This is a genomic window from Vibrio sp. 1F253 (genome assembly GCF_041439295.1).
Taxonomy (GTDB): Bacteria; Pseudomonadota; Gammaproteobacteria; order Enterobacterales; family Vibrionaceae; genus Vibrio; species Vibrio tasmaniensis_A.
Window position 1 is genome coordinate 30,668 of the sequence record NZ_JBGONU010000031.1, and the last position, 19,925, is coordinate 50,592.

Genomic DNA, 19,925 nt, shown 5'->3' on the forward strand with positions numbered 1-19,925 from the left:
TAATATGACCGATATTGAAAAAGTGGTGACAAGAACTCGTAATATAGAGAAATTATTGAGGCTTCAATATCATGCCGAAGGCGAAGGATTGCATGAGCTTGTAACAAGCTGTGAAGAAAGGCTACCGCACGATATGGTGAGCAAACTGCGTTATATCGCAACGTGTCGTAATAAGGTAGTCAATGAGCATGAGGCTAAGTTGGAAGACCAGCATAAGTTCATCATGATGTGTAACGACTGTGAGAAGGAGTTGACTCCACGTAGTGGTCGTTTTATTTGGCGAGTTGCAATCTTACTGATGATGGCAATGACTTTAGCTGCTGCTGGTTTCTATTATGCGAACTGGGATGTGTTAACACTGCATCTGTTTTCGAAATGAAAAAATTGAACAAAAAAAGGGACGCTAATGGCGTCCCTTTTTTTATCTGTAACTTGCTTAGTACATCATCGGTAGTGTCATTAGACCTACAACTACCGCGATCATTACAAGTCCTTGTCTTTGCGAAGATGAAATCATAACACTACTCCTAAATTTGGTTGTCTCTCGCTATGTTTTAAAGAATAGCACTACTTATGGCTCTAGATCAAGAATTACTTTCGAAGCCTTTAAAAGTGATAGAAAACTATTGGGTTTTCTATCACTTTTGCTATGTTTTACTGTGTATTTTGGGGAGCTCTTATTTTGTTCGTTATGATTTTTTTTTGTTCTCATTTGTTTTAAGTGATTGTTTTGTAATGGTCGTTTTGTGTAATTTATATTGTTAAAGGTTGTTAAACTGTATTAATGGGGCTTGGTGGTGTCTAGGTTTGTTTAATTAAGCTTTATAGGTTTTAGGTTTAATTTTTGTGATGGTTTTTTGACAGGAAGCTTAGCGAAACCTGACAAAGTGGTTTTTATAAAGGTAATTTACGCACTTTGTAAGTCTAGGTTTGTATAGTGTTGGAAAGTTCTATGTAAGTCTGTTTTTTGATTTTAAGTGTTTGTTTTAAAGGTGTTTATATATTTAATTTTGAACTTTTAGTTATGTGGTATTTGCAATATATAGCAACATATTGTGGAGTTGGCAGGATAGAAGTGATTGGAATTTAAGTTTGGGTTCTCTAGCGTCAATTTATATGAGTTTTCCGAACAATGAGTCTATTTTAAAAGGAATAATCACTATCGCTGCGGGTATTGTGACGACTTCAATCTAAAGATGCTCTTTTTAGTGGAAGCGTAATCAAGATCCAATTTTGAAGGGCTGAGGCTTTACATCAACACCCGTGTGCCTAGACTGGCGACGATTAAAAGCAATAGGGCAAATGATATGTGGAGTTGGTTGGCGGTTTCCTTGTCTGGTATTGGAGCAATAACAGGAACGAAACATGGGCATATCGGTCAGGCTTTATTGTATAAGGTCTTTACCTTTGTATTATTGGCGACTATTGCTCTAACTCAATCTGTTGTCGTTGATTTTACCTATTGGGTAGTCGTTGGATTAGCGATATCCGCGATCGCAGATGTGCTTCATACTGTTACTCAAAAACGTCTTCTGCATTTTGTGTGTTTCCTGTTGGCTCAACTTTGTTACAGCAAAGCATTTTGGTTACAGCTATCAGGAGAAATGGTCTGGTGGTTGTTCGCGCTGCTGTTAGCTGCATGTATCGTTGCTTTCTTCCTATTACTCCCTCGCTTAGACAAACTCGTTTTTCCAGTGGTTATCATGGGTATTGTGCTCATTCAGCTTGCTTGGGCCTCTGGTGAAGTCTGGTTACTTGAGCCTCAGCTATCACATGCTGTTGGTTTTGTTGGTTGCTGCGTGCTGCTGCTTTCCGCATTGGCGTACGCCCTAAATTTCTATCGCAGCCCAATCAAGGGCGCTTACTTTTGGGTAACGGGCAGTTATTTTCTTGCACACGCTCTCATCGTTGCTTCCCTCACCATTTAGGGTAGAGCTAGCTTAATTCTGAGCTACATCAAGGCAGCTTAGATGAAAATAGGTACTCTACGTCTACTTCATTAAACATGAGATAGAGTTATGACTACCGAAATCCACGCACACAACGTTTTAAACCTACTGAGTGAAAAGCCACTGACTCGTGAAGAGTTGACGCAAGAGCTCGCTCAAACCTATGGCGCTGAAGCTCGCTTTCATACGTGTAAGCTGAACGGTCTGGATTTAGATGGATTGCTGAAATTTTTCCTGAAAATGGAAAAGGTCGTGATCATTGATGACAAGCTTTGCACTAATCGCGAACGTGTTTGTAATCACTGATTTTGAATGACCATCAGTTCTTGTCGCCAGTGAACTGTGATTAGCGAGTGGATGCGATATTCTTGGCTCCACTCCGACCATTTCTCCCTCGTTTGGCTCTCATAAATACCCTTCCAATAACGTAAATTCCTAAGTTTGTTACTGTGTTCGAAAATCAATCTTGAGGCTGCTATACTCCGCGCACTTACGCTTTCGAGACAAACTTATGGAAATTTTATCTGCAGCGACCATGCTGTTTCTTATTATGGATCCGCTTGGCAACTTACCAATCGTGCTTTCTATCCTTAAGCATATTGATCCGAAGCGTCGCCGTATTGTTCTTGTTCGCGAACTAATGTTTGCGCTGATTATCCTGCTGCTGTTCTTGTTTGCTGGTCAAAGCATCATGAACTTCCTGCATGTGCAGCCTGAAACCTTGAGTATCTCTGGCGGTATTATTCTGTTTATCATCGCGATTAAGATGATTTTCCCAAGTGCGGGTAGTATTACTGGCCTCGCGGCGGGTGAAGAACCGTTTATTGTGCCGATGGCGATCCCTATGATTGCTGGCCCTTCAGTGATTGCGGCATTGATTCTGTTGTCGACACAGCATCCTGACAACATGTTAGAGCTTTCAGGCGCAGTGATGCTGGCTTGGGGCGCGACCTTCTTTATTCTGATGTTTAATGGCTTCTTCTTGCGAGTACTGGGCGAGAGAGGCCTTAAAGCCATCGAACGCTTGATGGGCTTGCTACTGGTTATGCTGTCGACGCAAATGTTCCTAGATGGCGTAAAGGGCTACATGGGCTAAGATCAGTATCATCGCTGAATAAAAAAAACGCCGCTCAAATGAGCGGCGCTTTTGTATCAATTGTTTCTGTCATGATGTTTTCTGTCGCTAAGCGTTTTATATCTAAGCTTAAGCTTTATTACATCATGTGTTTGCGTCGGATATCGAGTAGGGCAAAGACGCCGAAAATCAATATGGACCACTTCTCCCAACGTGACATTTCGATCTTATCGCCAAAAGCACCGATGAAAATCAGCATCTGCAGGCCGTGCATGAAGAATAAGAATGCTGTCATGATATAAAGCGCAATCGCAGCATTACCCGGGAATGGGTAGAAAATATTGGCGATTAAGATAAACCAAACAAAGGCGATGGCTGCTTTTGCTAGTGGAAGCAAGAACTTCATTCAATAACTCCTATTCTTCAGTGATTCGATTGAACAGTCGGTAGCTCGACTGGCCAGTGGTCTTATCGCGGTGTAATTCCCAGTTTTCTGGCATAGCTTCGAGTTTTAGCTCTTTCTCTGTCTCGACGTAAATGATGGCGTTGTCGGCAAGCCAACCGTTGCTCTCAAGCAGTTGTACTGTTTCTGCGAGTAAGCCTTTACGAAATGGAGGATCGAGAAAGACCATATCGTAAGGAGTGCCTGGCTGCTTAAGAAAAGAGATAGCATCAGTGTTGACTACATTGATGTTGTCTGCTTTGAGCTCTTTCGCGTTATCAGAAAGCTGTTTGGCCGCTTTTTGATTCATTTCGAGCAGTGTCACCATTTTTGCTTGGCGAGAAGCGGCTTCAAAACCTAGACCACCAGAACCGGCGAATACATCCAAGCAGGTCGAATGTGGGATATCTTGTGCCACCCAGTTAAAGAGTGTTTCTTTGACTCGGTCAATGGTTGGGCGTAATCCTTCTAAATCATGAACAGGCAGTTTTCTACCTCTCCATGAGCCACTAATAATTCGAACAAAGCCTCCGGATGGCTTTTTTTGTGATGTGTTTTGCTGGCGACGTCTTACCATAGATTTTTTGACCGCTAATAAAGTGATACTATACCGAGCCCAATTTAAGTGGGTTCGAGTATTAAATAAATTTACAATGACAAAGTGTATCAAGCTAAAAGCAAACTTATCACTGCTTTGTCATTTTTCTTTACTATTCGTTTGTACAAGCTTGTATTGTATAACAATAGCAAAGAGTCGACGTGTATTAAGTCAATACAGCTAATTAGTAGATCTAGGAAACTCCTCTGATGACGGAAAAAAAGAAGCGCGGATTATTATCGTGGCTTGGTTTTGGTGAAGAAGAACAAAGCCCAAAAACTCAGAATGAAGCGAACGTAGAAAACGTTGAAGATCAAACTGAAGTTGAATCACAAGTTGAGGCTGAACAGGTCGCACCTGAAGTTGAAGACGCTAAATCAACGGAACCTAAGTCTGTTGAATCTGAACTTGCGGAGTCAGAGCAAACGCTTGAAGAGGCTCAACAAGATCAGCAGCCTGTCGCAGCAGAAGCAGAAGCAGAAGCAGAAGCAGAAGCAGAACAGGAAGAAGTGATTGCTCCTCAATCTAAGGTTGAAGAAGTTCAAGAGAAGCCGACAGAAAGCTTCTTTGCACGACTTAAGCGTAGCCTCAGCCGTACTAAAGCAAACATTGGTGCTGGCTTCTTTGGTTTGTTCAAAGGCAAGCAAATCGATGAAGACCTGTTTGAAGAATTAGAAGAGCAACTTCTGATCGCCGACGTGGGTATGAATACCACCGTGAAGATCATTGAAAACCTAACAGAAAAAGCATCCCGTAATGACCTAAAAGACGGTGAAGCGCTTTATGGTCTGCTTAAAGAAGAGATGTCAGAAATCTTGAGCCAAGTGGAACAGCCACTGGTTGTTGATACCACTAAAACACCTTACGTTATCTTAATGGTGGGTGTGAATGGCGTGGGTAAAACAACCACTATCGGTAAGCTGGCGAAACAATTCCAAAGTGAAGGCAAGAAAGTGATGCTGGCGGCGGGTGATACCTTCCGTGCGGCAGCGGTTGAACAACTTCAGGTTTGGGGGCAGCGTAATGATGTTCCGGTTATCGCTCAGCACACTGGTGCCGATAGCGCGTCTGTTATCTACGATGCGATTGAAGCGGCGAAAGCGCGTGGTGTTGATGTTGTGATTGCAGATACTGCAGGCCGTTTGCAGAACAAGAGCAACTTGATGGAAGAGCTACGCAAGATTGTTCGTGTAATGAAGAAGATCGATGATTCTGCACCGCACGAAATCATGTTAACGCTAGATGCAGGTACCGGTCAGAATGCGATTAGCCAAGCGAAGTTGTTTAGTGACGTGGCACCAGTAACGGGTATTACGCTAACTAAGCTAGATGGTACAGCGAAAGGTGGCGTAATTTTCTCAATTGCTGACCAGTTCCAGATTCCAATCCGCTACATTGGCGTGGGTGAAGGCATTGACGACCTGCGTCCATTTGAGTCGAAAGACTTTATTGAAGCACTATTTAGCCGCGAAGAGTAACGCGTGTAGCAAAGTGGTTTATCCTTAACCTGCTACCGTTTTAAATTTGATATGAGTGATCGTAAGAGGAATTTTCGGTGATCAAATTTCAGCAAGTGAGCAAAGCCTACCGAGGCGGACGACAAGCGCTCCAAAAAGTGGACTTTCATCTCAAACGAGGAGAGATGGCATTTTTAGGCGGGCACTCTGGTGCTGGTAAAAGTACCTTGCTGAAGTTGATCTGCGCGATAGAGCGTCCAACTGACGGACGTGTTTGGTTTAACGATCACGATATTACTCGTATCCCAGCCAAAGACATTCCCTTTTTACGCCGTAACATCGGGATTGTCTTTCAAGATCACCGCCTACTTATGGATCGCTCGATCTTCGATAACGTCGCTCTGCCTATGCGTATTGAATCTATTTCTGAAAACGAAATTAAACGTCGAGTCAGCGCCGCGTTGGACAAAACCGGTTTATTAGATAAAGCCCGTTGTTTGCCAAGCCAGCTCTCTGGAGGTGAACAACAACGGGTCGGTATTGCTCGCGCTGTGGTTAACCGTCCAACTCTGCTTTTAGCGGATGAACCAACTGGTAACCTAGATCCTGAACTATCGAGTCGTGTATTACGCTTGTTTGAAGAGTTCAACCGTGCGGGTGTCACGATCATGCTAGCGACGCACGATATCGGGTTAGTGAACACTCGCCCTCAATATCGTCATCTGGAATTAAACCAAGGCTTTTTGAGTGAGGTTGAAGATTATGGCCGCGAATAAGCGCATTAAGAAACCTCAATCCAATCGAGCAGCAAACCGGGCTTCAAGCGACGGTTTCTTTGTTGTTCATTGGAAACAAGCCAAGTCATCGTTCTCGCAAATGTGGCAGCGTCCGTTGGGTAACTTGCTGACGCTTGCGGTGATTTCAATGGCTTTAGCTATGCCCGCTTGTTTGTACCTACTGGGCAAGAACGTTGGTGAAGTGGCGCAAGATGTCACCAGCCCGTCACAAATTAGTGCCTATGTAGAGGATGGTATCCCTGAGCCGAGAGTCATGGTGCTTAAGGATGAAATCGAAAGTTGGGACCAAGTCGATCTGGTTGAGTACATTTCTCCGCAGCAAGGTCTTGAAGATCTTAGCCAGTATTCTGGTTTTGAGGACGCCCTAACTATCCTAGATGATTATTCATTGCCAGGTGTGTTGGTGATTACGCCAAGCGTACACAGCGACACGTTAATTAAAGAACTGGCAGGCAAGGTTAAGAAGCAAGAGTTAGTCACCGATGTTCGTTTAGATGAAGATTGGTTAGCTCGACTGGATGCTATCAAAGCACTTGCGGCTGTCATCGTGATTACCTTAACTGTGTTGATGCTGGGCGCAGTATTTCTGATTATCGGCAACACATTACGATTTAATGTGTTGGCGCATAAAGAAGAGATTCAAACCATGAAGCTGATTGGTGCTACCGACAGCTACATTCTTCGACCATATTTGTATGCTGGAATGTGGTTTGGTGTTTTAGGTTCGATTAGCGCGTGGGTAATGACGGCATTGATTACCGTATTACTGAACAGTGCAGTGGATGACTTGGCTCAGCTGTACGATAGCCACTTCCGCTTAATTGGCCTGAGTTGGGATGAATCTTTATTGCTTTTGATCGTCGGAACCTTGCTTGGTAGTGTAGCTGCGAAGCTTTCTGCACAGCGTCATCTAAAAGAAATTGAACCAGTTTAGGTGAATAGAGTCATATTTATACGAAAAATAGGCAGTTCTTAACCAGTTTTTGCCTTGTATAGACGAATTGATTATGCATAATTACTTCCCCCTCCTTGAAACCTGTTCATTTTAGGTTCAAGATTGTCGGGTTTTAATAGATGTATTACTCCAGATCAGAGATTGATGAGGAACCGAATGGCAAACCAAGCGTATCAAATGGCTTTAGTCACACAAGATAGTTTAGATAGCTATATCCGCTCAGCGAACAGTTACCCAATGCTGACGCCTGACGAGGAACGTGGACTTGCAGAGCGATTACATTACAAAGGTGAGATCGACGCTGCGAAAGGCTTGATCCTTTCACACCTACGATTCGTGGTGCACGTTGCAAGAGGCTACTCTGGCTACGGGCTGCCAATGGCTGACCTTGTCCAAGAAGGTAACATCGGCTTGATGAAGGCTGTTAAGCGCTTTAATCCAGAAGTTGGTGTCCGTCTAGTCTCTTTTGCTGTTCATTGGATCAAAGCTGAGATTCATGAATACGTATTGCGTAACTGGCGTATCGTTAAGATCGCAACGACTAAAGCACAGCGTAAATTGTTCTTTAACCTTCGTAAGTCTAAAAAGCGTTTAGGTTGGTTCAATAACGGTGAAGTTGAGACGGTTGCGCGTGAACTGGGTGTTGAGCCTTCAGAAGTTCGAGAAATGGAATCTCGTTTAGCGGCACAAGACGCGACGTTTGAAGCGCCTATGGACGACGACGACGGTGGTTCTGCTTACACAGCTCCAGTTTATTACCTAGAAGATAAAGCGTCAGACGTTGCTGAGACGGTTGAAGCAGCTAACTGGGAATCTCATACTAATAATCGCTTAGGTCTCGCATTGAAGAGCTTAGACGAGCGTAGTCAACACATTGTTCGCTCACGTTGGTTAGACGACAACAAAGCAACACTGCAAGACTTAGCGGATACCTATAGCATTTCTGCAGAGCGTGTCCGCCAGTTAGAAAAGAATGCGATGAAGAAATTGAAGCAAGCAGTTGGCGACTTCTAATAGCATTTAATTTTTAATAGTATTTGGTTTCTCATAGTAGCAAGCAAATAGCTTAATTTTGAAAAGGCCGAGATCGAGAGATCTCGGCCTTTTTGTTTTGGATCGATTTCTCAACTTTTGCGATCGAAATTTGCAAAATGATTTTGTGGATAACTCTGTGAGGAATTTATTCGTCAGCTGTCTAAAAGCAGGGTGTAGTAAGGCTTTGACAGGGTTTTTTGAGTGGGGATATGTTTCAGTTAACCCACAGTTAGATCAGGATCATTACTACATGTTGTGGATCTATTTTTAAAAAGGCACTTTATTCACGCAATTCACAGATTTATCCACAAATGGTGTAAAAGTGATCGCTGGTGGATAACCTTATTAAGTGGGTGTGATTGTTAGCCTTGGGATAGGTTACAATGGCAGCAAAGTAAATCAGTATAAAAAGAGAAAGTCATGGACCAGTTTAAACATATCGACGTTAAAGGCGCTCAAGCCCTTATTGAACAAAGTGAAGCTCGACTTGTCGATATACGAGATCCGCAATCTTTTGCGGTAGCCCATTCAGAAACCGCCTACCACCTGACTAACGATACAATGGTGTCGTTTATGGATGAGGTTGAGTTCGAACAGCCTATCTTAGTGATGTGTTACCACGGTATTAGTAGCCAAGGCGCGGCACAATATTTAGTGAACCAAGGCTTTGAAGAGGTATATAGTGTTGATGGCGGTTTCGAAGCTTGGCATCGTGCTGAACTTCCGGTGATTGCGGGTTAATAGCTTTATCACTTAAACGCTTCAAGCATCTCCATAGTATGAATAGGAAGTAACAATGATTAGATTGATGGTGTTAGACAACCCACGTCTTGCTCAAGCATTTATTGATTATATGGCCTCTCGTCAGATCCCTATTCAGATGTCTCCAGAGGGAGAAGGGCGTTTTGCTTTGTGGCTTCTTGATGGTCAATTTCAGGTTGAAACCGAAGCTGAGCTGAATCGTTTTCTTGCTGAACCCAATCATAAACGCTATCAAGCGGCGTCTTGGGATATGGCTGAGTCTAGAAAGAGTCATTTCCATTACCACACACCAAGCTTTTTGGGCATGATCAAAGCAAAAGCAGGTCCTGTGACACTGAGCCTAATGTTGGTGTGTGTGGTGATTTTTGCGCTGCAACAGATTGGTTTTGGCCAAGCTATTTTCAATGCCCTGCATTTCCCAGAGGTTGATGGACAGCAATGGCAGCTGTGGCGTTGGTTGAGCCATGCTGTTCTGCATTTCTCTGTTATGCACATCGCATTCAATATTTTGTGGTGGTGGCAGCTAGGTGGGGATATTGAGAAGAAACTAGGCAGCCTCAAGCTACTTCAGATCTTTGCTGTCTCTTCTGCGCTTTCAGGTGCTGGTCAGTATTGGGTTGAAGGGGCGAACTTCGGTGGTTTGTCTGGTGTTGTGTATGCTTTGGTTGGTTACTTATGGGTTGTCGGTGCGAAGGCGCCACAACTTGGTTTAGGTATCCCAAGACAGATTGTCGGCTTTATGTTGGTGTGGTTAGTGCTTGGGTACATGCAACCATTCATGGCCATTGCAAACACCGCGCATTTAGCTGGCCTAGCCGCTGGTGTCATTATTGGCTTTATCGATGCGATGAAAGCACCGAGCTCGGCAAGAAGCTAACTCATTTTTTCTAGTGAGTAGCCAAACGATAGAGACAAAAAAGCGGCCAGATGAGCCGCTTTTTTATTGGGATTCGTTTTTACATCATTACTGATAAAGATATTTGGTAAACAATAAGTCAGCAATGAGAGTTTTACCTGTTTCAGGAAGTAAAATCTTATTGAGGTGCTCAACTAAGGACTTTCTCAAATCTTCACGACCGGATAGAGACTTAATTGTCTCTTCATTTTGTTTGCCGAGTAATTCAATCACCGCATCACGAATCAATGGCTGATGATGCTCAATGGCTTCTAAGTCATTACTATTTGCGACCATTATGTCGAGACGGACCTGAATATAGCCCAGTTTTTTACCTTTAGTGTAAAAATTGGTGGTGAGATCGGGCTCTAGCGTGAAGTAGGCTAGTTTGGGTGTCGATTCTTCTTCAGCGAAACTTGATGCTGAAAACAGTAGATTAATCGCAATAAATAGTTGGGCTACATAACGTTTGTGCATATTTGAGACTTTTCTTTAGTTTATTCGCGATATTCGAAACGCATTAGTCTTGTTACAATGAGCGGTCTAAATCTAAATACGTTTACAATTCGAAGGACGCTTTAATTTTATTCGAAAGTTGAAGCTTTATTGTACGTGTAAAGTCACCTATTGAATACTAGTATGAATCAGTCAATATCATTGTATCTAAATTCATTAATGAATGTAGATTGGCAAAGCACAGAAAAATTTAATTTTCCTAATGAAACCACCAAAGAGTGGCTTATGGAACAAGGATCGCTTTCCCGTAAGTTGGGCAAGTGCTGCAAGCACCTGTCTGTTGAGTTGCTTCATAATCAAGTTGTGGAACGATCAATTCTGCAACAGGACGAAGAACGCCTTTTATCATCACATGATTGCTTACTGCGTAAAGTGATTTTAAAGGGTGATGATGAGCCGTGGGTGTTAGGTCGAACCTTAATACCTCGAATTACCCTAGAAGATCATCAGCACTCTGACCTTTCTCAACAAGGGGATGTCCCGCTTGGGTTAACGGTTTTCAGTGCTGAGAACGTGGAGCGAGATGCGCTTCAAGTCGGTTGGGTTATCGCTGGCGATGAGCGATTACTCGCGCGTCGTTCTCGATTATGGATGAATCATAAACCTATGCTTGTGGCCGAACTTTTTTTACCAACATCCCCCATTTACTCTAAGGAGAGTGTGTAAATGCTTGCCACCAAAGCGAAGGCGTACTGGCAATTGACGCGAATGAATCGCCCGATTGGTACTCTGTTACTCCTTTGGCCGACCTTGTGGTCGCTGATTATTGCTGCGAAAGGCATGCCTGATTTTGATGTCTTGGTTGTTTTCATACTCGGTGTGGTGTTAATGCGATCGGCTGGCTGTGTGATTAATGATTTTGCTGACCGTAAAGTTGATGGTCATGTCAAACGCACCAAGCAACGTCCATTACCTTCAGGTTTGGTTTCCAGCAAGGAAGCCATTGTGCTCTTTCTAGTGTTAGCTGTGGTTTCTTTTTTGTTGGTACTCACCATGAACCCGCTGACTATCAAGCTCTCTTTTATTGGGGTTGGTCTCGCGTTCATTTATCCTTTCATGAAGCGTTTTACACACCTTCCACAGTTGTTTCTCGGATTGGCTTTCAGTTGGGCAATACCAATGGCTTGGGCGGCGCAAACCAATGAACTGCCAAGCATTGTGTGGTTTATCTTCGTGATTAATGCGTTGTGGACGATAGCCTACGACACGCAATATGCGATGGTTGACCGAGATGATGACTTGAAGATTGGCATCAAGTCGACGGCTATTCTGTTTGGTCGTTTTGATAAGCTTATGGTTGGCGCGCTGCAGTTAGTTACACTGGCGATGTTGATTGCATTGGGCATGCACTACCAACTCGGTGATACTTTCTACTGGGCACTGTTAGTTTCGGGAAGCTTGTTCGTGTATCAACAGCATCTGATGCGTCACCGCGATCGAGACCTTTGCTTCCAAGCCTTCTTGAACAATAACTATGTTGGAATGGCGGTGACTGTAGGCTTGTTCATTACCTTCTGGTAAGCATCCGCTTTACAAGTAAACGAACGCTAAAGAAAAAGGCACCCATTGGGTGCCTTTTTTGATCGTGTTAAGTCTAGCGATTAAAGTGAATGCTAACTAAGAGATTATTCTGCTTGGTGGATACTCTCTTGAATCGTCAAACGTACTTCAGGGTAAAGCATTGAGTAGAGAAGTTTAGCGAATTGCTGAGTCTTTTCTAAATCACAGTTACCATCGTTATCCAGATATTGCTGCTGTTTCAGAGTTGCGAACATCGACGCAAACACGCCTTTATCGAAGAACTCCGGTGCGTTGATACCTTGTAGACGACCAAGTCGCTGTGCTATGTCTTGGCTCTTCTGCTCAAGGTCTGACTTATCTAGATCAGGATTCTCTGCCAATAGGTTCAGAGCAATTGAGTAGCGCTGGAGCGTTTCTGAAATCGTACGGCCTAGTAGCATCAGTGCTTGGCTGTTTGACTGGTTGATCGTTACTTGGTTGTTCGACACAACAAGCATGCCTTGACCGACTAGCTCATCAATGATGTTCGCAACCACGCTTTCAAGCTGATCTTCGTCGTAGCTTAAAAACAACTCTTTCTTTAAGAATGGGTAGATAGCTGCAACATTTTCTTGAATAGCGTCGATTGATAAACCGTGCTGACGAATGGTCATCTGAGCGATCAATGATGGCAATGCAAACAAGTGAATGATGTTATTACGATAGTAGGTCATCAGAATCGATTGGTGACGATCAAGTGAAATGATGTCGCCCATAGTGTCTGATTCAATTAAGAACTTGTTCAATGACTCTGCGTGTTTTACTAAGTCTTCAGCGCTGTCTTTAGGCACTGTGAATGTATCTGAATAAGGCACATTCTTAAGTAGAGACAGGTAGCAGTTGATCTGAGAAACCAAAGAGTCTCGAGACAATGCGCGCTGTCTTGAAGCCAATAGTGCCGTTGCACAAAGAGTCAGGGCATTGGTCGCTGCCGCATCGTTAATGTGCGTCATCATTTTGGTTGCCAAGTCCTTAACCACCGGGTTCATCCATTGTGGTTTGCTGGTTCCCATTGGGTCGATATCTTTAGTCCACTCAGGAGCATGTTCGTTCAGATATTGGTTAAGCTGAATTGGCTCACCGAAGTTCACGTAGCCTTTACCAAAGTTACGCAGCTTACGAATTGTACGAATCACTAGGCTCGCGTTTTCTTTCTCTTTACGCTTACCACGAAGTTCTTTCGCGTAGGTCGCGACTTCCATTACGTGCTCATAGCCGATGTATACAGGAACCAAAGTTACCGGACGGTTCATGCCGCGCAGCATGGCTTGGATTGTCATCGCTAGCATGCCGGTTTTCGCCTGCAATAGACGACCCGTACGAGAACGACCACCTTCACTGAAGTATTCTACTGAGTAACCTTTAGCGAACAGTTCGGCTAGGTATTCACGGAAAATCGTTGAGTAAAGCTTGTTGCCTTTGAAACTACGACGAATAAAGAACGCACCGCCGTGACGGAAAATAGGGCCGGCAGGGAAGAAGTTGAGGTTGATCCCTGCTGCGATGTGCGGAGGAACCATACCTTCATGATAAAGCACATAAGAAAGCAATAAGTAATCCATGTGACTACGATGACAAGGTACATAAACGATCTCGTGACCATCTTGAGCCAGCTTACGAACGGTTGAAGCGTTGCTGATATGCAGGCCTTGGTACAACTTATTCCACAACCAACCAAGAATCTTTTCACCGCGTTTGATTAGCGAGTAAGAGAAGTTCGCAGCAATCTCGTCCATGATGTCTTGAGCTTCTTTGCTCGCTTTCTCTATGGAAATATTTTTTGATTCAGCTTCATCTTCTATCGCCTTTTTGATTGCTTCTGACTTTAGCAGGCGGTCGAACAGAGCTTGGCGGCTTGGTAGGTTAGGGCCCGATGCTGCAAGTTTTTGACGAGAGAAGTGAATGCGTGCCACGCGCGCCAGTTTATGCGCGATGGTGCTGTCGGTGCCGTGTGAGTTAGCCATGTATCGTAGAGATACCACTGGGCTAAAGCGAACCAGACAGTCACGACCTGCTAGCAATACAGCTTTCGATTTCTCTAAGCCGTTCATTGCTTGTAGGTAAGGCTTCTGGTTATTCTCTTTACCAGGCTTTCGACCCCACAATACGGTGGCAGGGATAACTTGAACGTCGAGCTCAGAGTCTTCTGCATGCAGTGAAAGCAGTTCAGAGAAGACTTCAATTGATGAGCTTGGTACATAATCATCGTCTTGCAGTAGAGTTTTGCGAGAAGAGATAAAAACGTAGCGTTGCAGTGATTTGCCATTGATTTCAAGTTTGCTCAATGGATCAGGCAACCCTAGTTCAAGTGCATGTTTTTGCAATGTAAGAATGTCTACACTTGAGCGAAACGGTAAGGCGTATACAATCGGTTTGCTCAAATCAATGTTCAAATCCTCTACAGGGTTTGAAGGGATTGATGTGCTCTTTACCAATAGGGATAAAGGTAGCTTCATTAATGAACGTGAAAAAGATTGTCCAGAAGACATATAGGTTCACTGCCTCAATAGTTATTTCAATGTGCTCAAGCGTATCTCTATTTCTATAATGAGAGGATAAATCCTATGAGTGAAATAGGGATAAGCCTAGGCGTAAATTTAATCGATGCAAGAATACCAGAAACTGGTCTAACCTTTTAATGGAAATAGTCATATTGCCGTTAAGTTTGTGGAAAATCATTCATCGACTGATTGAGTATAGAGTTAAAAATGACCAAAAAATCAAACACCGGAGTCAAACGTATCGTCAAAGCGGCGGGCTTTTCATGGCAAGGCATCACGAGCTCGTTTAAAAACGAGGCTGCATTTCGACAAGAAGTCTTTATGGCCGCAGTGCTTATTCCGTTGGCGTTCTACTTAGATGTAAACCAAGTTGAGCGAATCTTAATGATTTCAGCCGTCGTGTTGGTGATGGTTGTCGAGTTGATCAATACCGCGATTGAAGCGGTCGTTGACCGAATCGGTAGCGAACATCATGAGCTTTCTGGGATGGCGAAAGATGTTGGCTCAGCTGCCGTTTTTATCTGTTTAGTATTAGCTGGTTACGTGTGGTTAGAGATCTTGTTTTTGTAATTCGCTAAAAATGAACTAAAAACAACCAATTGCTTTGCTTTTATTCAGTTACTGGATATACTCACAGTCAACTGTATAAAAAGACAGGTGAATCATGAAGCCGTTAACGCCCCGCCAGCAACAAGTTTTTGACCTTATCAAAAGTAAGATCGAAGATTGCGGTATGCCACCGACTCGTGCAGAAATCGCACGTGAACTTGGTTTCCGCTCTGCAAATGCTGCAGAAGAACATTTGAAAGCTCTTGCTCGTAAAGAAGCGATTGAGATTATCCCGGGTGCGTCTCGCGGTATTCGTATTTTGCTTGAAGATGCAGCGAATGAAGAGCAAGGTTTACCATTAATCGGTCAGGTTGCCGCTGGCGAGCCTATTTTGGCTCAAGAGCATGTAGAAATGCATTACCAAGTTGACCCAGGTATGTTTAAGCCACAAGCTGACTTCTTACTTCGCGTAAATGGCGAAAGTATGAAAGACATCGGTATTATGGATGGCGATTTACTGGCCGTGCATAAAACACAAGACGTGCGTGATGGACAAGTTGTCGTGGCTCGTGTCGACGATGATGTAACGGTAAAACGCCTAGAGCGCAAAGGTTCTACCGTTCTGTTGCATGCTGAAAATGAAGAGTTTTCTCCAATTCACGTGGACTTAGAATCCCAACACTTGTCTATTGAAGGACTTGCGGTTGGTATTATTCGTAACACGGACTGGATGTAGTCAGTGCAAACAGCTTATTGATATTTACTCTCAATAACTTGTTATTGTAATTGATATTCATTATCATCTTCTTTGTCGAGATACAAGGAAGATGATGATGCCAAACCCAACCAAACCTCAAATGAAGCCGCTTATTCGTAAGTCGCACACCTATGATCAAAAGGCTTCTTCTGATCTCGGGTCAGCACATCAAGAATTCCAAGTACCGACGAATCTTGTTCAACACCTTTGGTTTCGCAGCCGCGAAAGCCTAGCCGATGACGGTCTTGTTTATGACCCTATTGCAGCACAAGCCTGCAAGCGTTGCCAACTCGCACCTGAATGCCTTACCGGTGAACTCGACCAGCAACAACTCCTTTACGCGACACTGACTCAACTTTGTGACTCTCAAGTTCAACAGTTTTTATCTCATAACCCAGATGCTTGGATAATTAACGTGGGAGCAGGGCTTGATACCCGCTTCTACCGTTTAGATAATGGCCGCTGTCATTGGGTTGAGCTAGATGTAACCGAGAACTTAGTTTGGCGACAACGCCTGTTCCACAAGAATGAACGCTACCGTCTAGAGTGTGGCTCGGTGGATGACCTGACCTGGTTGGATGAACTTAATATTCCAGAACAAGCCTCAGTGATGGTGGTGTGTGAACATGCTCTGCTGGATTGCAATGAACAACAGACGGCGAACTTTATTCAGTCTTTGAGCCGTTATTTTACCCACGCACATGCGTGTTTAGTGTTAGCTGGAGATAAAAGCTCTAGTGCTCTGGGACAAAAGCTTGGTTCTGGAAAATACGCACATGGCTTATCTTCTCCGATAGACAGCGTCCTTAATTGGCTGCCATGGGCTCAATGGGTAAAAGTGTTTTCTCCACTTGACCAGCAGTGTAATCGTTGGAAATTGTGGCAGCGACTTCTTTGTAAAATCTCTCAGGTCAAAAAGCGTTTAACGCCGCAGTTAGTGCTTGTTAAGTGGTAGTGCTAGCGGTTCTGTTGGCAGATATCTGAATGCTTGCCTCGTTAGAGGTATTCGTTATCGATAAAAGGCAAGCACCTCCCCACAACATAGTGAAAGCCCACTCACTAGGTTAAACTATCGCCTCTAATCTAAGAGGTGATCGTGAAGTTATTTAATCCCCAAACTATTTTTCAAACGTTATCCAATCAGGCGATGCACAAAAAAGTGCTGTTACTCGCGATCCCGATGGTTCTTTCTAATATTACGGTTCCACTGTTGGGCTTAGTCGATGCTGCGGTTATCGGTCACTTAGAGCATTCTTGGTATTTAGGTGGTGTGGCGCTGGGTGGCACAATGATCAGCGTGACCTTTTGGCTGCTCGGTTTCTTACGAATGTCGACGACGGGACTGGCCGCGCAATCTTATGGGGCGAACGATGGCAAGCAACTTGGTTTAGTCTTTGTGCAAGGCGTGACCATGGCACTAGGGTTTGCTGGTTTCTTCTTGCTATTGCATAGCTTTGTTGCGGATGCGGTTTTCTCTCTGAGTAGTGCCAGTGACCAAGTGAAACACTATGGTCAGCAATATTTCTCTATCCGAGCATGGAGTGCGCCTGCTGCGTTGACTAACTTTGTGCTGTTAGGTTGGTTACTCGGAACCCAAAATGCCAAAGCACCCATGTGGATGGTGATCATTACTAATATCACCAACATCGTTTTAGATATCGTATTTGTGATTGGCCTCGGCTGGCAAGTGGAAGGCGCAGCATTGGCATCTGTAATGGCTGATTATGCCGGTTTAACATTTGGCCTGATTTGTGTTTACCGAATCTGGGTGAAGAAGCAGTTACCATCGCCATGGGAGCTGCTTAAGAAAACCAGCCAAGGTTTGAGTCGTTTCGTAAAACTGAATCGCGATATCTTCCTTCGTTCACTATGCCTACAAGCGACTTTCACTTTCATGACCTTCCAAGGTGCAAGCTTTGGCGATGATGTTGTTGCGGCCAATGCAGTGTTGATGAGTTTCTTGATGATCATCTCTTATGGGATGGATGGTTTTGCCTACGCAATGGAAGCCATGGTCGGTAAAGCGATCGGCGCGAAAGATAAAGATGAGCTAAATCAGTCTTTGATTGGCACCTTTTTTTGGAGCTTCAACATTTGCTTGGTGCTCACCATTGTGTTCGCGATTGCGGGGTCTAGCTTGATTAACATGATCACCACAATCCCAGCAGTGAAGAGCCAGGCTGAGGTGTATCTGCCATGGTTGATTGCAATGCCGTTGGTTTCGATGTGGTGCTTCTTATTGGATGGTATTTTCGTTGGGGCAACCAAAGGCAAGGATATGCGCAATAGCATGTTCGTGGCGACCTGCTGCTTCTTTGTAATTTTCTACTTGGCCTCAGGTTTAGAAAACCCTGCGCTGTGGCTAGCAATGTTGAGTTTTATGGCGATGCGTGGCATCGGTCTTGGAGTGTTGTTTGTTTCTCAGTGGAAGAAGGGGGAGTTTCTCGCTTAGCTTGCATAGCTTAGTTCAGGGAACGAAAAATAAAAACAGCAAGCTCTTGGCTTGCTGTTTATGTACTTGGCCTACAGGTGGTCAAATAGTCCTGTTGGTTCTTTGTTTAGAACAAACGGTTAAGTCCGTTAAGCGCTGCTACGCGATACGCCTCGGCCATCGTCGGATAGTTAAAGGTGGTATTCACAAAGTATTCGATGGTGTTGGCTTCGCCTTTTTGTTCCATGATCGCCTGACCAATGTGAATGATTTCAGCGGCACGTTCACCAAACACGTGGATACCTAAAATCTCTTTAGTTTCACGATGGAAAAGTATCTTCAAGCTACCAATATCTTTACCTGCAATTTGAGCGCGAGCTAAGTGCTTGAATGAAGAACGTCCCACTTCATACGGCACTTTAGCTGCGGTAAGCTCTTGCTCGGTTTTACCGACAGAGCTGATCTCAGGAATGGTGTAGATACCTGTTGGGATGTCTTCGATAAGGTGTCGTTCTGCTTCACCTTTCATCACAGCTTGGGCCACAAATCGACCTTGGTCATAAGCAGCACTTGCTAGGCTAGGATACCCAATCACATCACCGACAGCGTAAACATGTTCAACACTGGTTTGGTAGTTGCTGTTGACTGATACTTGTCCACGAGAGTCCGCTTCTAAGCCAACCGCACCAAGGTTCAGTTTATCAGTATTACCCGTTCGACCATTGGCATACAGTAGGCAATCGGCACGCATTTTTTTACCTGACTCTAGGTGAATGATTACACCATCATCTGTTCCTTCAATTTTCTCAAAGGTCTCATCGTTACGAATAACAACGCCACTGTTCCAGAAGTGGTAAGAAAGTGCATCTGAGGTTTCGTTATCTAAGAAGGACAACAGGCGATCGCGAGTATTAATGAGATCGGTTTTCACGCCTAAACCGCGAAATATAGAGGCATATTCACAGCCGATAACACCAGCACCATAGATGATGATGTGTTGAGGATCGTGTTTAAGAGAAAGAATCGAATCGCTGTCGTAGACACGTTCATGCATGAAGTCGACGTTGTCTGGCTGATAAGGACGAGAACCTGTCGCGATAACAAATTTGTCTGCGCTGTAGTGTTCTTCAGTACCGTCGCTTTGCATTACGGAGATCGTGTGGGTATCGATAAAACGTGCAGTACCGAAGACTAACGTGCATTGGTTGCGATCGTAGAAACCTTGGCGCAAGCGAGTCTGTTTGTCGATGACCGATTTAGCATGCCCCAGAATATTGGAAAATGTTGAGTGGATACTTTTATTGTTCTGACAAAACAGAGGGTTACTGTTGAATTCAATAATACGACTTACGGCATGACGCAGTGCTTTGGAAGGAATGGTCCCCCAGTGGGTACAACCACCACCAACGCTGCTCTCTTTTTCAATGATAGCAACGTTCAATCCGGCTTTGGTTAATCCCATCGCTGCCCCTTCTCCTCCGGGGCCACTACCAATTACGATTACATCAAAGTGGTTGGAGTGCGACATAGATATCTTCCTTGTTATATTTGATTAACATTGCTTTAGCGAGATTTTAACTGATTCTGTTCTTGGGTACATGAAAAGGGCATCAGAGAGTCGGTGAGATCACGTCATGCTACTGAAA

The 19,925-nt window shown here is 44.1% G+C and carries 21 protein-coding genes; 16 read left to right on the forward strand and 5 right to left on the reverse strand.

All coding sequences use genetic code 11. The features are described 5' to 3' along the window. Positions 1-4 precede the first annotated feature (4 nt). From ACED28_RS15280 to ACED28_RS15295, 4 genes are all read left to right on the forward strand, one after another. Positions 5-379, forward strand: coding sequence for a hypothetical protein (locus ACED28_RS15280; protein ID WP_004736595.1), 375 nt, complete (start codon positions 5-7; stop codon positions 377-379). A gap of 928 nt (positions 380-1,307) precedes the next feature. Further along, positions 1,308-1,928, forward strand: a complete 621-nt coding sequence (locus ACED28_RS15285) for a lysoplasmalogenase (RefSeq protein ID WP_041472940.1) — start codon at positions 1,308-1,310, stop codon at positions 1,926-1,928. Between the two features lie 90 nt (positions 1,929-2,018). Continuing rightward, on the forward strand, positions 2,019-2,255 hold the full coding sequence (locus ACED28_RS15290) for a YecH family metal-binding protein (protein WP_009848231.1): 237 nt from the start codon (positions 2,019-2,021) through the stop codon (positions 2,253-2,255). A 205-nt stretch (positions 2,256-2,460) separates the two neighbouring features. Then, on the forward strand, positions 2,461-3,045 hold the full coding sequence (locus tag ACED28_RS15295) for a YhgN family NAAT transporter (protein WP_009848232.1): 585 nt from the start codon (positions 2,461-2,463) through the stop codon (positions 3,043-3,045). A gap of 118 nt (positions 3,046-3,163) precedes the next feature. On the opposite strand, the gene ACED28_RS15300 is transcribed toward ACED28_RS15295, so the two are convergent. Together ACED28_RS15300 and rsmD are read right to left on the reverse strand one after the other, a co-directional pair. Beyond that, a complete protein-coding gene (locus ACED28_RS15300) occupies positions 3,164-3,430 on the reverse strand; it encodes a DUF1145 domain-containing protein (RefSeq protein WP_009848233.1) in 267 nt (88 codons plus the stop codon). Positions 3,431-3,440: 10 nt separating this feature from the next. Then, the gene (rsmD, locus tag ACED28_RS15305; RefSeq protein WP_009848234.1) at positions 3,441-4,043 is read right to left on the reverse strand and encodes a 16S rRNA (guanine(966)-N(2))-methyltransferase RsmD; all 603 of its coding nucleotides are present in this window, start codon (positions 4,041-4,043) and stop codon (positions 3,441-3,443) included. A gap of 230 nt (positions 4,044-4,273) precedes the next feature. Here rsmD and ftsY point away from each other — a divergent pair, with 230 nt between their 5' ends. The 6 genes from ftsY (at position 4,274) to glpG (ending at position 9,947) form a co-directional block, all read left to right on the forward strand. Continuing rightward, the gene (ftsY, locus tag ACED28_RS15310) at positions 4,274-5,542 is read left to right on the forward strand and encodes a signal recognition particle-docking protein FtsY (protein WP_017104245.1); all 1,269 of its coding nucleotides are present in this window, start codon (positions 4,274-4,276) and stop codon (positions 5,540-5,542) included. A 77-nt stretch (positions 5,543-5,619) separates the two neighbouring features. Further along, the gene (gene ftsE / locus ACED28_RS15315) at positions 5,620-6,297 is read left to right on the forward strand and encodes a cell division ATP-binding protein FtsE (protein WP_009848236.1); all 678 of its coding nucleotides are present in this window, start codon (positions 5,620-5,622) and stop codon (positions 6,295-6,297) included. Then, complete coding sequence (ftsX, locus tag ACED28_RS15320) at positions 6,284-7,252, forward strand: permease-like cell division protein FtsX (RefSeq protein ID WP_029223158.1); 969 nt, start codon at positions 6,284-6,286, stop codon at positions 7,250-7,252. Before ftsE ends, ftsX begins: the two co-directional genes overlap by 14 nt. A gap of 177 nt (positions 7,253-7,429) precedes the next feature. Then, positions 7,430-8,287 (forward strand): RNA polymerase sigma factor RpoH, encoded by an 858-nt coding sequence (rpoH, locus tag ACED28_RS15325; protein WP_029223159.1) that lies wholly within the window; start codon positions 7,430-7,432, stop codon positions 8,285-8,287. A 441-nt stretch (positions 8,288-8,728) separates the two neighbouring features. Further along, complete coding sequence (glpE, locus tag ACED28_RS15330; protein WP_009848240.1) at positions 8,729-9,049, forward strand: thiosulfate sulfurtransferase GlpE; 321 nt, start codon at positions 8,729-8,731, stop codon at positions 9,047-9,049. A 55-nt stretch (positions 9,050-9,104) separates the two neighbouring features. Further along, positions 9,105-9,947 carry a rhomboid family intramembrane serine protease GlpG gene (gene glpG, locus ACED28_RS15335; protein WP_371710187.1) on the forward strand — a complete coding sequence of 281 codons (843 nt, stop codon included), beginning with the start codon at positions 9,105-9,107 and terminating at the stop codon, positions 9,945-9,947. A gap of 87 nt (positions 9,948-10,034) precedes the next feature. Here glpG and ACED28_RS15340 read toward each other — a convergent pair whose 3' ends face one another. Then, positions 10,035-10,442, reverse strand: a complete 408-nt coding sequence (locus ACED28_RS15340) for a flagellar basal body-associated protein FliL (protein WP_009848242.1) — start codon at positions 10,440-10,442, stop codon at positions 10,035-10,037. A 162-nt stretch (positions 10,443-10,604) separates the two neighbouring features. Between ACED28_RS15340 and ACED28_RS15345 the strand changes: the two genes are divergently transcribed. Together ACED28_RS15345 and ubiA are read left to right on the forward strand one after the other, a co-directional pair. Further along, a complete protein-coding gene (locus ACED28_RS15345) occupies positions 10,605-11,147 on the forward strand; it encodes a chorismate lyase (RefSeq protein WP_162924288.1) in 543 nt (180 codons plus the stop codon). Then, positions 11,148-12,002 carry a 4-hydroxybenzoate octaprenyltransferase gene (gene ubiA / locus ACED28_RS15350; protein ID WP_009848245.1) on the forward strand — a complete coding sequence of 285 codons (855 nt, stop codon included), beginning with the start codon at positions 11,148-11,150 and terminating at the stop codon, positions 12,000-12,002. A gap of 104 nt (positions 12,003-12,106) precedes the next feature. Here the strand turns inward: ubiA and plsB are convergent, their stop codons facing one another. Continuing rightward, on the reverse strand, positions 12,107-14,530 hold the full coding sequence (plsB, locus tag ACED28_RS15355; RefSeq protein ID WP_371710188.1) for a glycerol-3-phosphate 1-O-acyltransferase PlsB: 2,424 nt from the start codon (positions 14,528-14,530) through the stop codon (positions 12,107-12,109). A gap of 219 nt (positions 14,531-14,749) precedes the next feature. Here plsB and ACED28_RS15360 point away from each other — a divergent pair, with 219 nt between their 5' ends. The 4 genes from ACED28_RS15360 to dinF all read left to right on the forward strand — a co-directional run bounded on the left by ACED28_RS15360 (position 14,750) and on the right by dinF (position 18,300). Next, positions 14,750-15,112, forward strand: a complete 363-nt coding sequence (locus ACED28_RS15360) for a diacylglycerol kinase (RefSeq protein WP_269337478.1) — start codon at positions 14,750-14,752, stop codon at positions 15,110-15,112. A 94-nt stretch (positions 15,113-15,206) separates the two neighbouring features. Next, positions 15,207-15,827, forward strand: a complete 621-nt coding sequence (gene lexA, locus ACED28_RS15365; RefSeq protein ID WP_009848249.1) for a transcriptional repressor LexA — start codon at positions 15,207-15,209, stop codon at positions 15,825-15,827. Positions 15,828-15,924: 97 nt separating this feature from the next. Next, complete coding sequence (locus tag ACED28_RS15370; RefSeq protein ID WP_102249632.1) at positions 15,925-16,803, forward strand: class I SAM-dependent methyltransferase; 879 nt, start codon at positions 15,925-15,927, stop codon at positions 16,801-16,803. 141 nt (positions 16,804-16,944) lie between these two features. Then, positions 16,945-18,300 (forward strand): MATE family efflux transporter DinF, encoded by a 1,356-nt coding sequence (gene dinF / locus ACED28_RS15375; protein ID WP_371710189.1) that lies wholly within the window; start codon positions 16,945-16,947, stop codon positions 18,298-18,300. Positions 18,301-18,406: 106 nt separating this feature from the next. Here dinF and sthA read toward each other — a convergent pair whose 3' ends face one another. After that, positions 18,407-19,807, reverse strand: coding sequence for a Si-specific NAD(P)(+) transhydrogenase (gene sthA / locus ACED28_RS15380; protein WP_017103565.1), 1,401 nt, complete (start codon positions 19,805-19,807; stop codon positions 18,407-18,409). Positions 19,808-19,925 lie beyond the last annotated feature (118 nt).

Bases quoted from the DNA above. Each gene is read 5' to 3' on its own strand.
- ACED28_RS15290 (WP_009848231.1), top strand. From the start codon at position 2,019: ATGACTACCGAAATCCACGCACACAACGTTTTAAACCTACTGAGTGAA.
- ACED28_RS15295 (WP_009848232.1), top strand. From the start codon at position 2,461: ATGGAAATTTTATCTGCAGCGACCATGCTGTTTCTTATTATGGATCCG.
- ACED28_RS15340 (WP_009848242.1), bottom strand. From the start codon at position 10,442: ATGCACAAACGTTATGTAGCCCAACTATTTATTGCGATTAATCTACTG.
- ubiA (WP_009848245.1), top strand. From the start codon at position 11,148: ATGCTTGCCACCAAAGCGAAGGCGTACTGGCAATTGACGCGAATGAAT.
- ACED28_RS15345 (WP_162924288.1), top strand. From the start codon at position 10,605: ATGAATCAGTCAATATCATTGTATCTAAATTCATTAATGAATGTAGAT.
- lexA (WP_009848249.1), top strand. From the start codon at position 15,207: ATGAAGCCGTTAACGCCCCGCCAGCAACAAGTTTTTGACCTTATCAAA.
- rsmD (WP_009848234.1), bottom strand. From the start codon at position 4,043: ATGGTAAGACGTCGCCAGCAAAACACATCACAAAAAAAGCCATCCGGA.
- glpG (WP_371710187.1), top strand. From the start codon at position 9,105: ATGATTAGATTGATGGTGTTAGACAACCCACGTCTTGCTCAAGCATTT.
- ftsY (WP_017104245.1), top strand. From the start codon at position 4,274: ATGACGGAAAAAAAGAAGCGCGGATTATTATCGTGGCTTGGTTTTGGT.
- ACED28_RS15360 (WP_269337478.1), top strand. From the start codon at position 14,750: ATGACCAAAAAATCAAACACCGGAGTCAAACGTATCGTCAAAGCGGCG.
- glpE (WP_009848240.1), top strand. From the start codon at position 8,729: ATGGACCAGTTTAAACATATCGACGTTAAAGGCGCTCAAGCCCTTATT.
- ACED28_RS15300 (WP_009848233.1), bottom strand. From the start codon at position 3,430: ATGAAGTTCTTGCTTCCACTAGCAAAAGCAGCCATCGCCTTTGTTTGG.
- ACED28_RS15285 (WP_041472940.1), top strand. From the start codon at position 1,308: ATGTGGAGTTGGTTGGCGGTTTCCTTGTCTGGTATTGGAGCAATAACA.
- ftsX (WP_029223158.1), top strand. From the start codon at position 6,284: ATGGCCGCGAATAAGCGCATTAAGAAACCTCAATCCAATCGAGCAGCA.
- plsB (WP_371710188.1), bottom strand. From the start codon at position 14,530: ATGTCTTCTGGACAATCTTTTTCACGTTCATTAATGAAGCTACCTTTA.
- ACED28_RS15280 (WP_004736595.1), top strand. From the start codon at position 5: ATGACCGATATTGAAAAAGTGGTGACAAGAACTCGTAATATAGAGAAA.
- rpoH (WP_029223159.1), top strand. From the start codon at position 7,430: ATGGCAAACCAAGCGTATCAAATGGCTTTAGTCACACAAGATAGTTTA.
- ACED28_RS15370 (WP_102249632.1), top strand. From the start codon at position 15,925: ATGCCAAACCCAACCAAACCTCAAATGAAGCCGCTTATTCGTAAGTCG.
- sthA (WP_017103565.1), bottom strand. From the start codon at position 19,807: ATGTCGCACTCCAACCACTTTGATGTAATCGTAATTGGTAGTGGCCCC.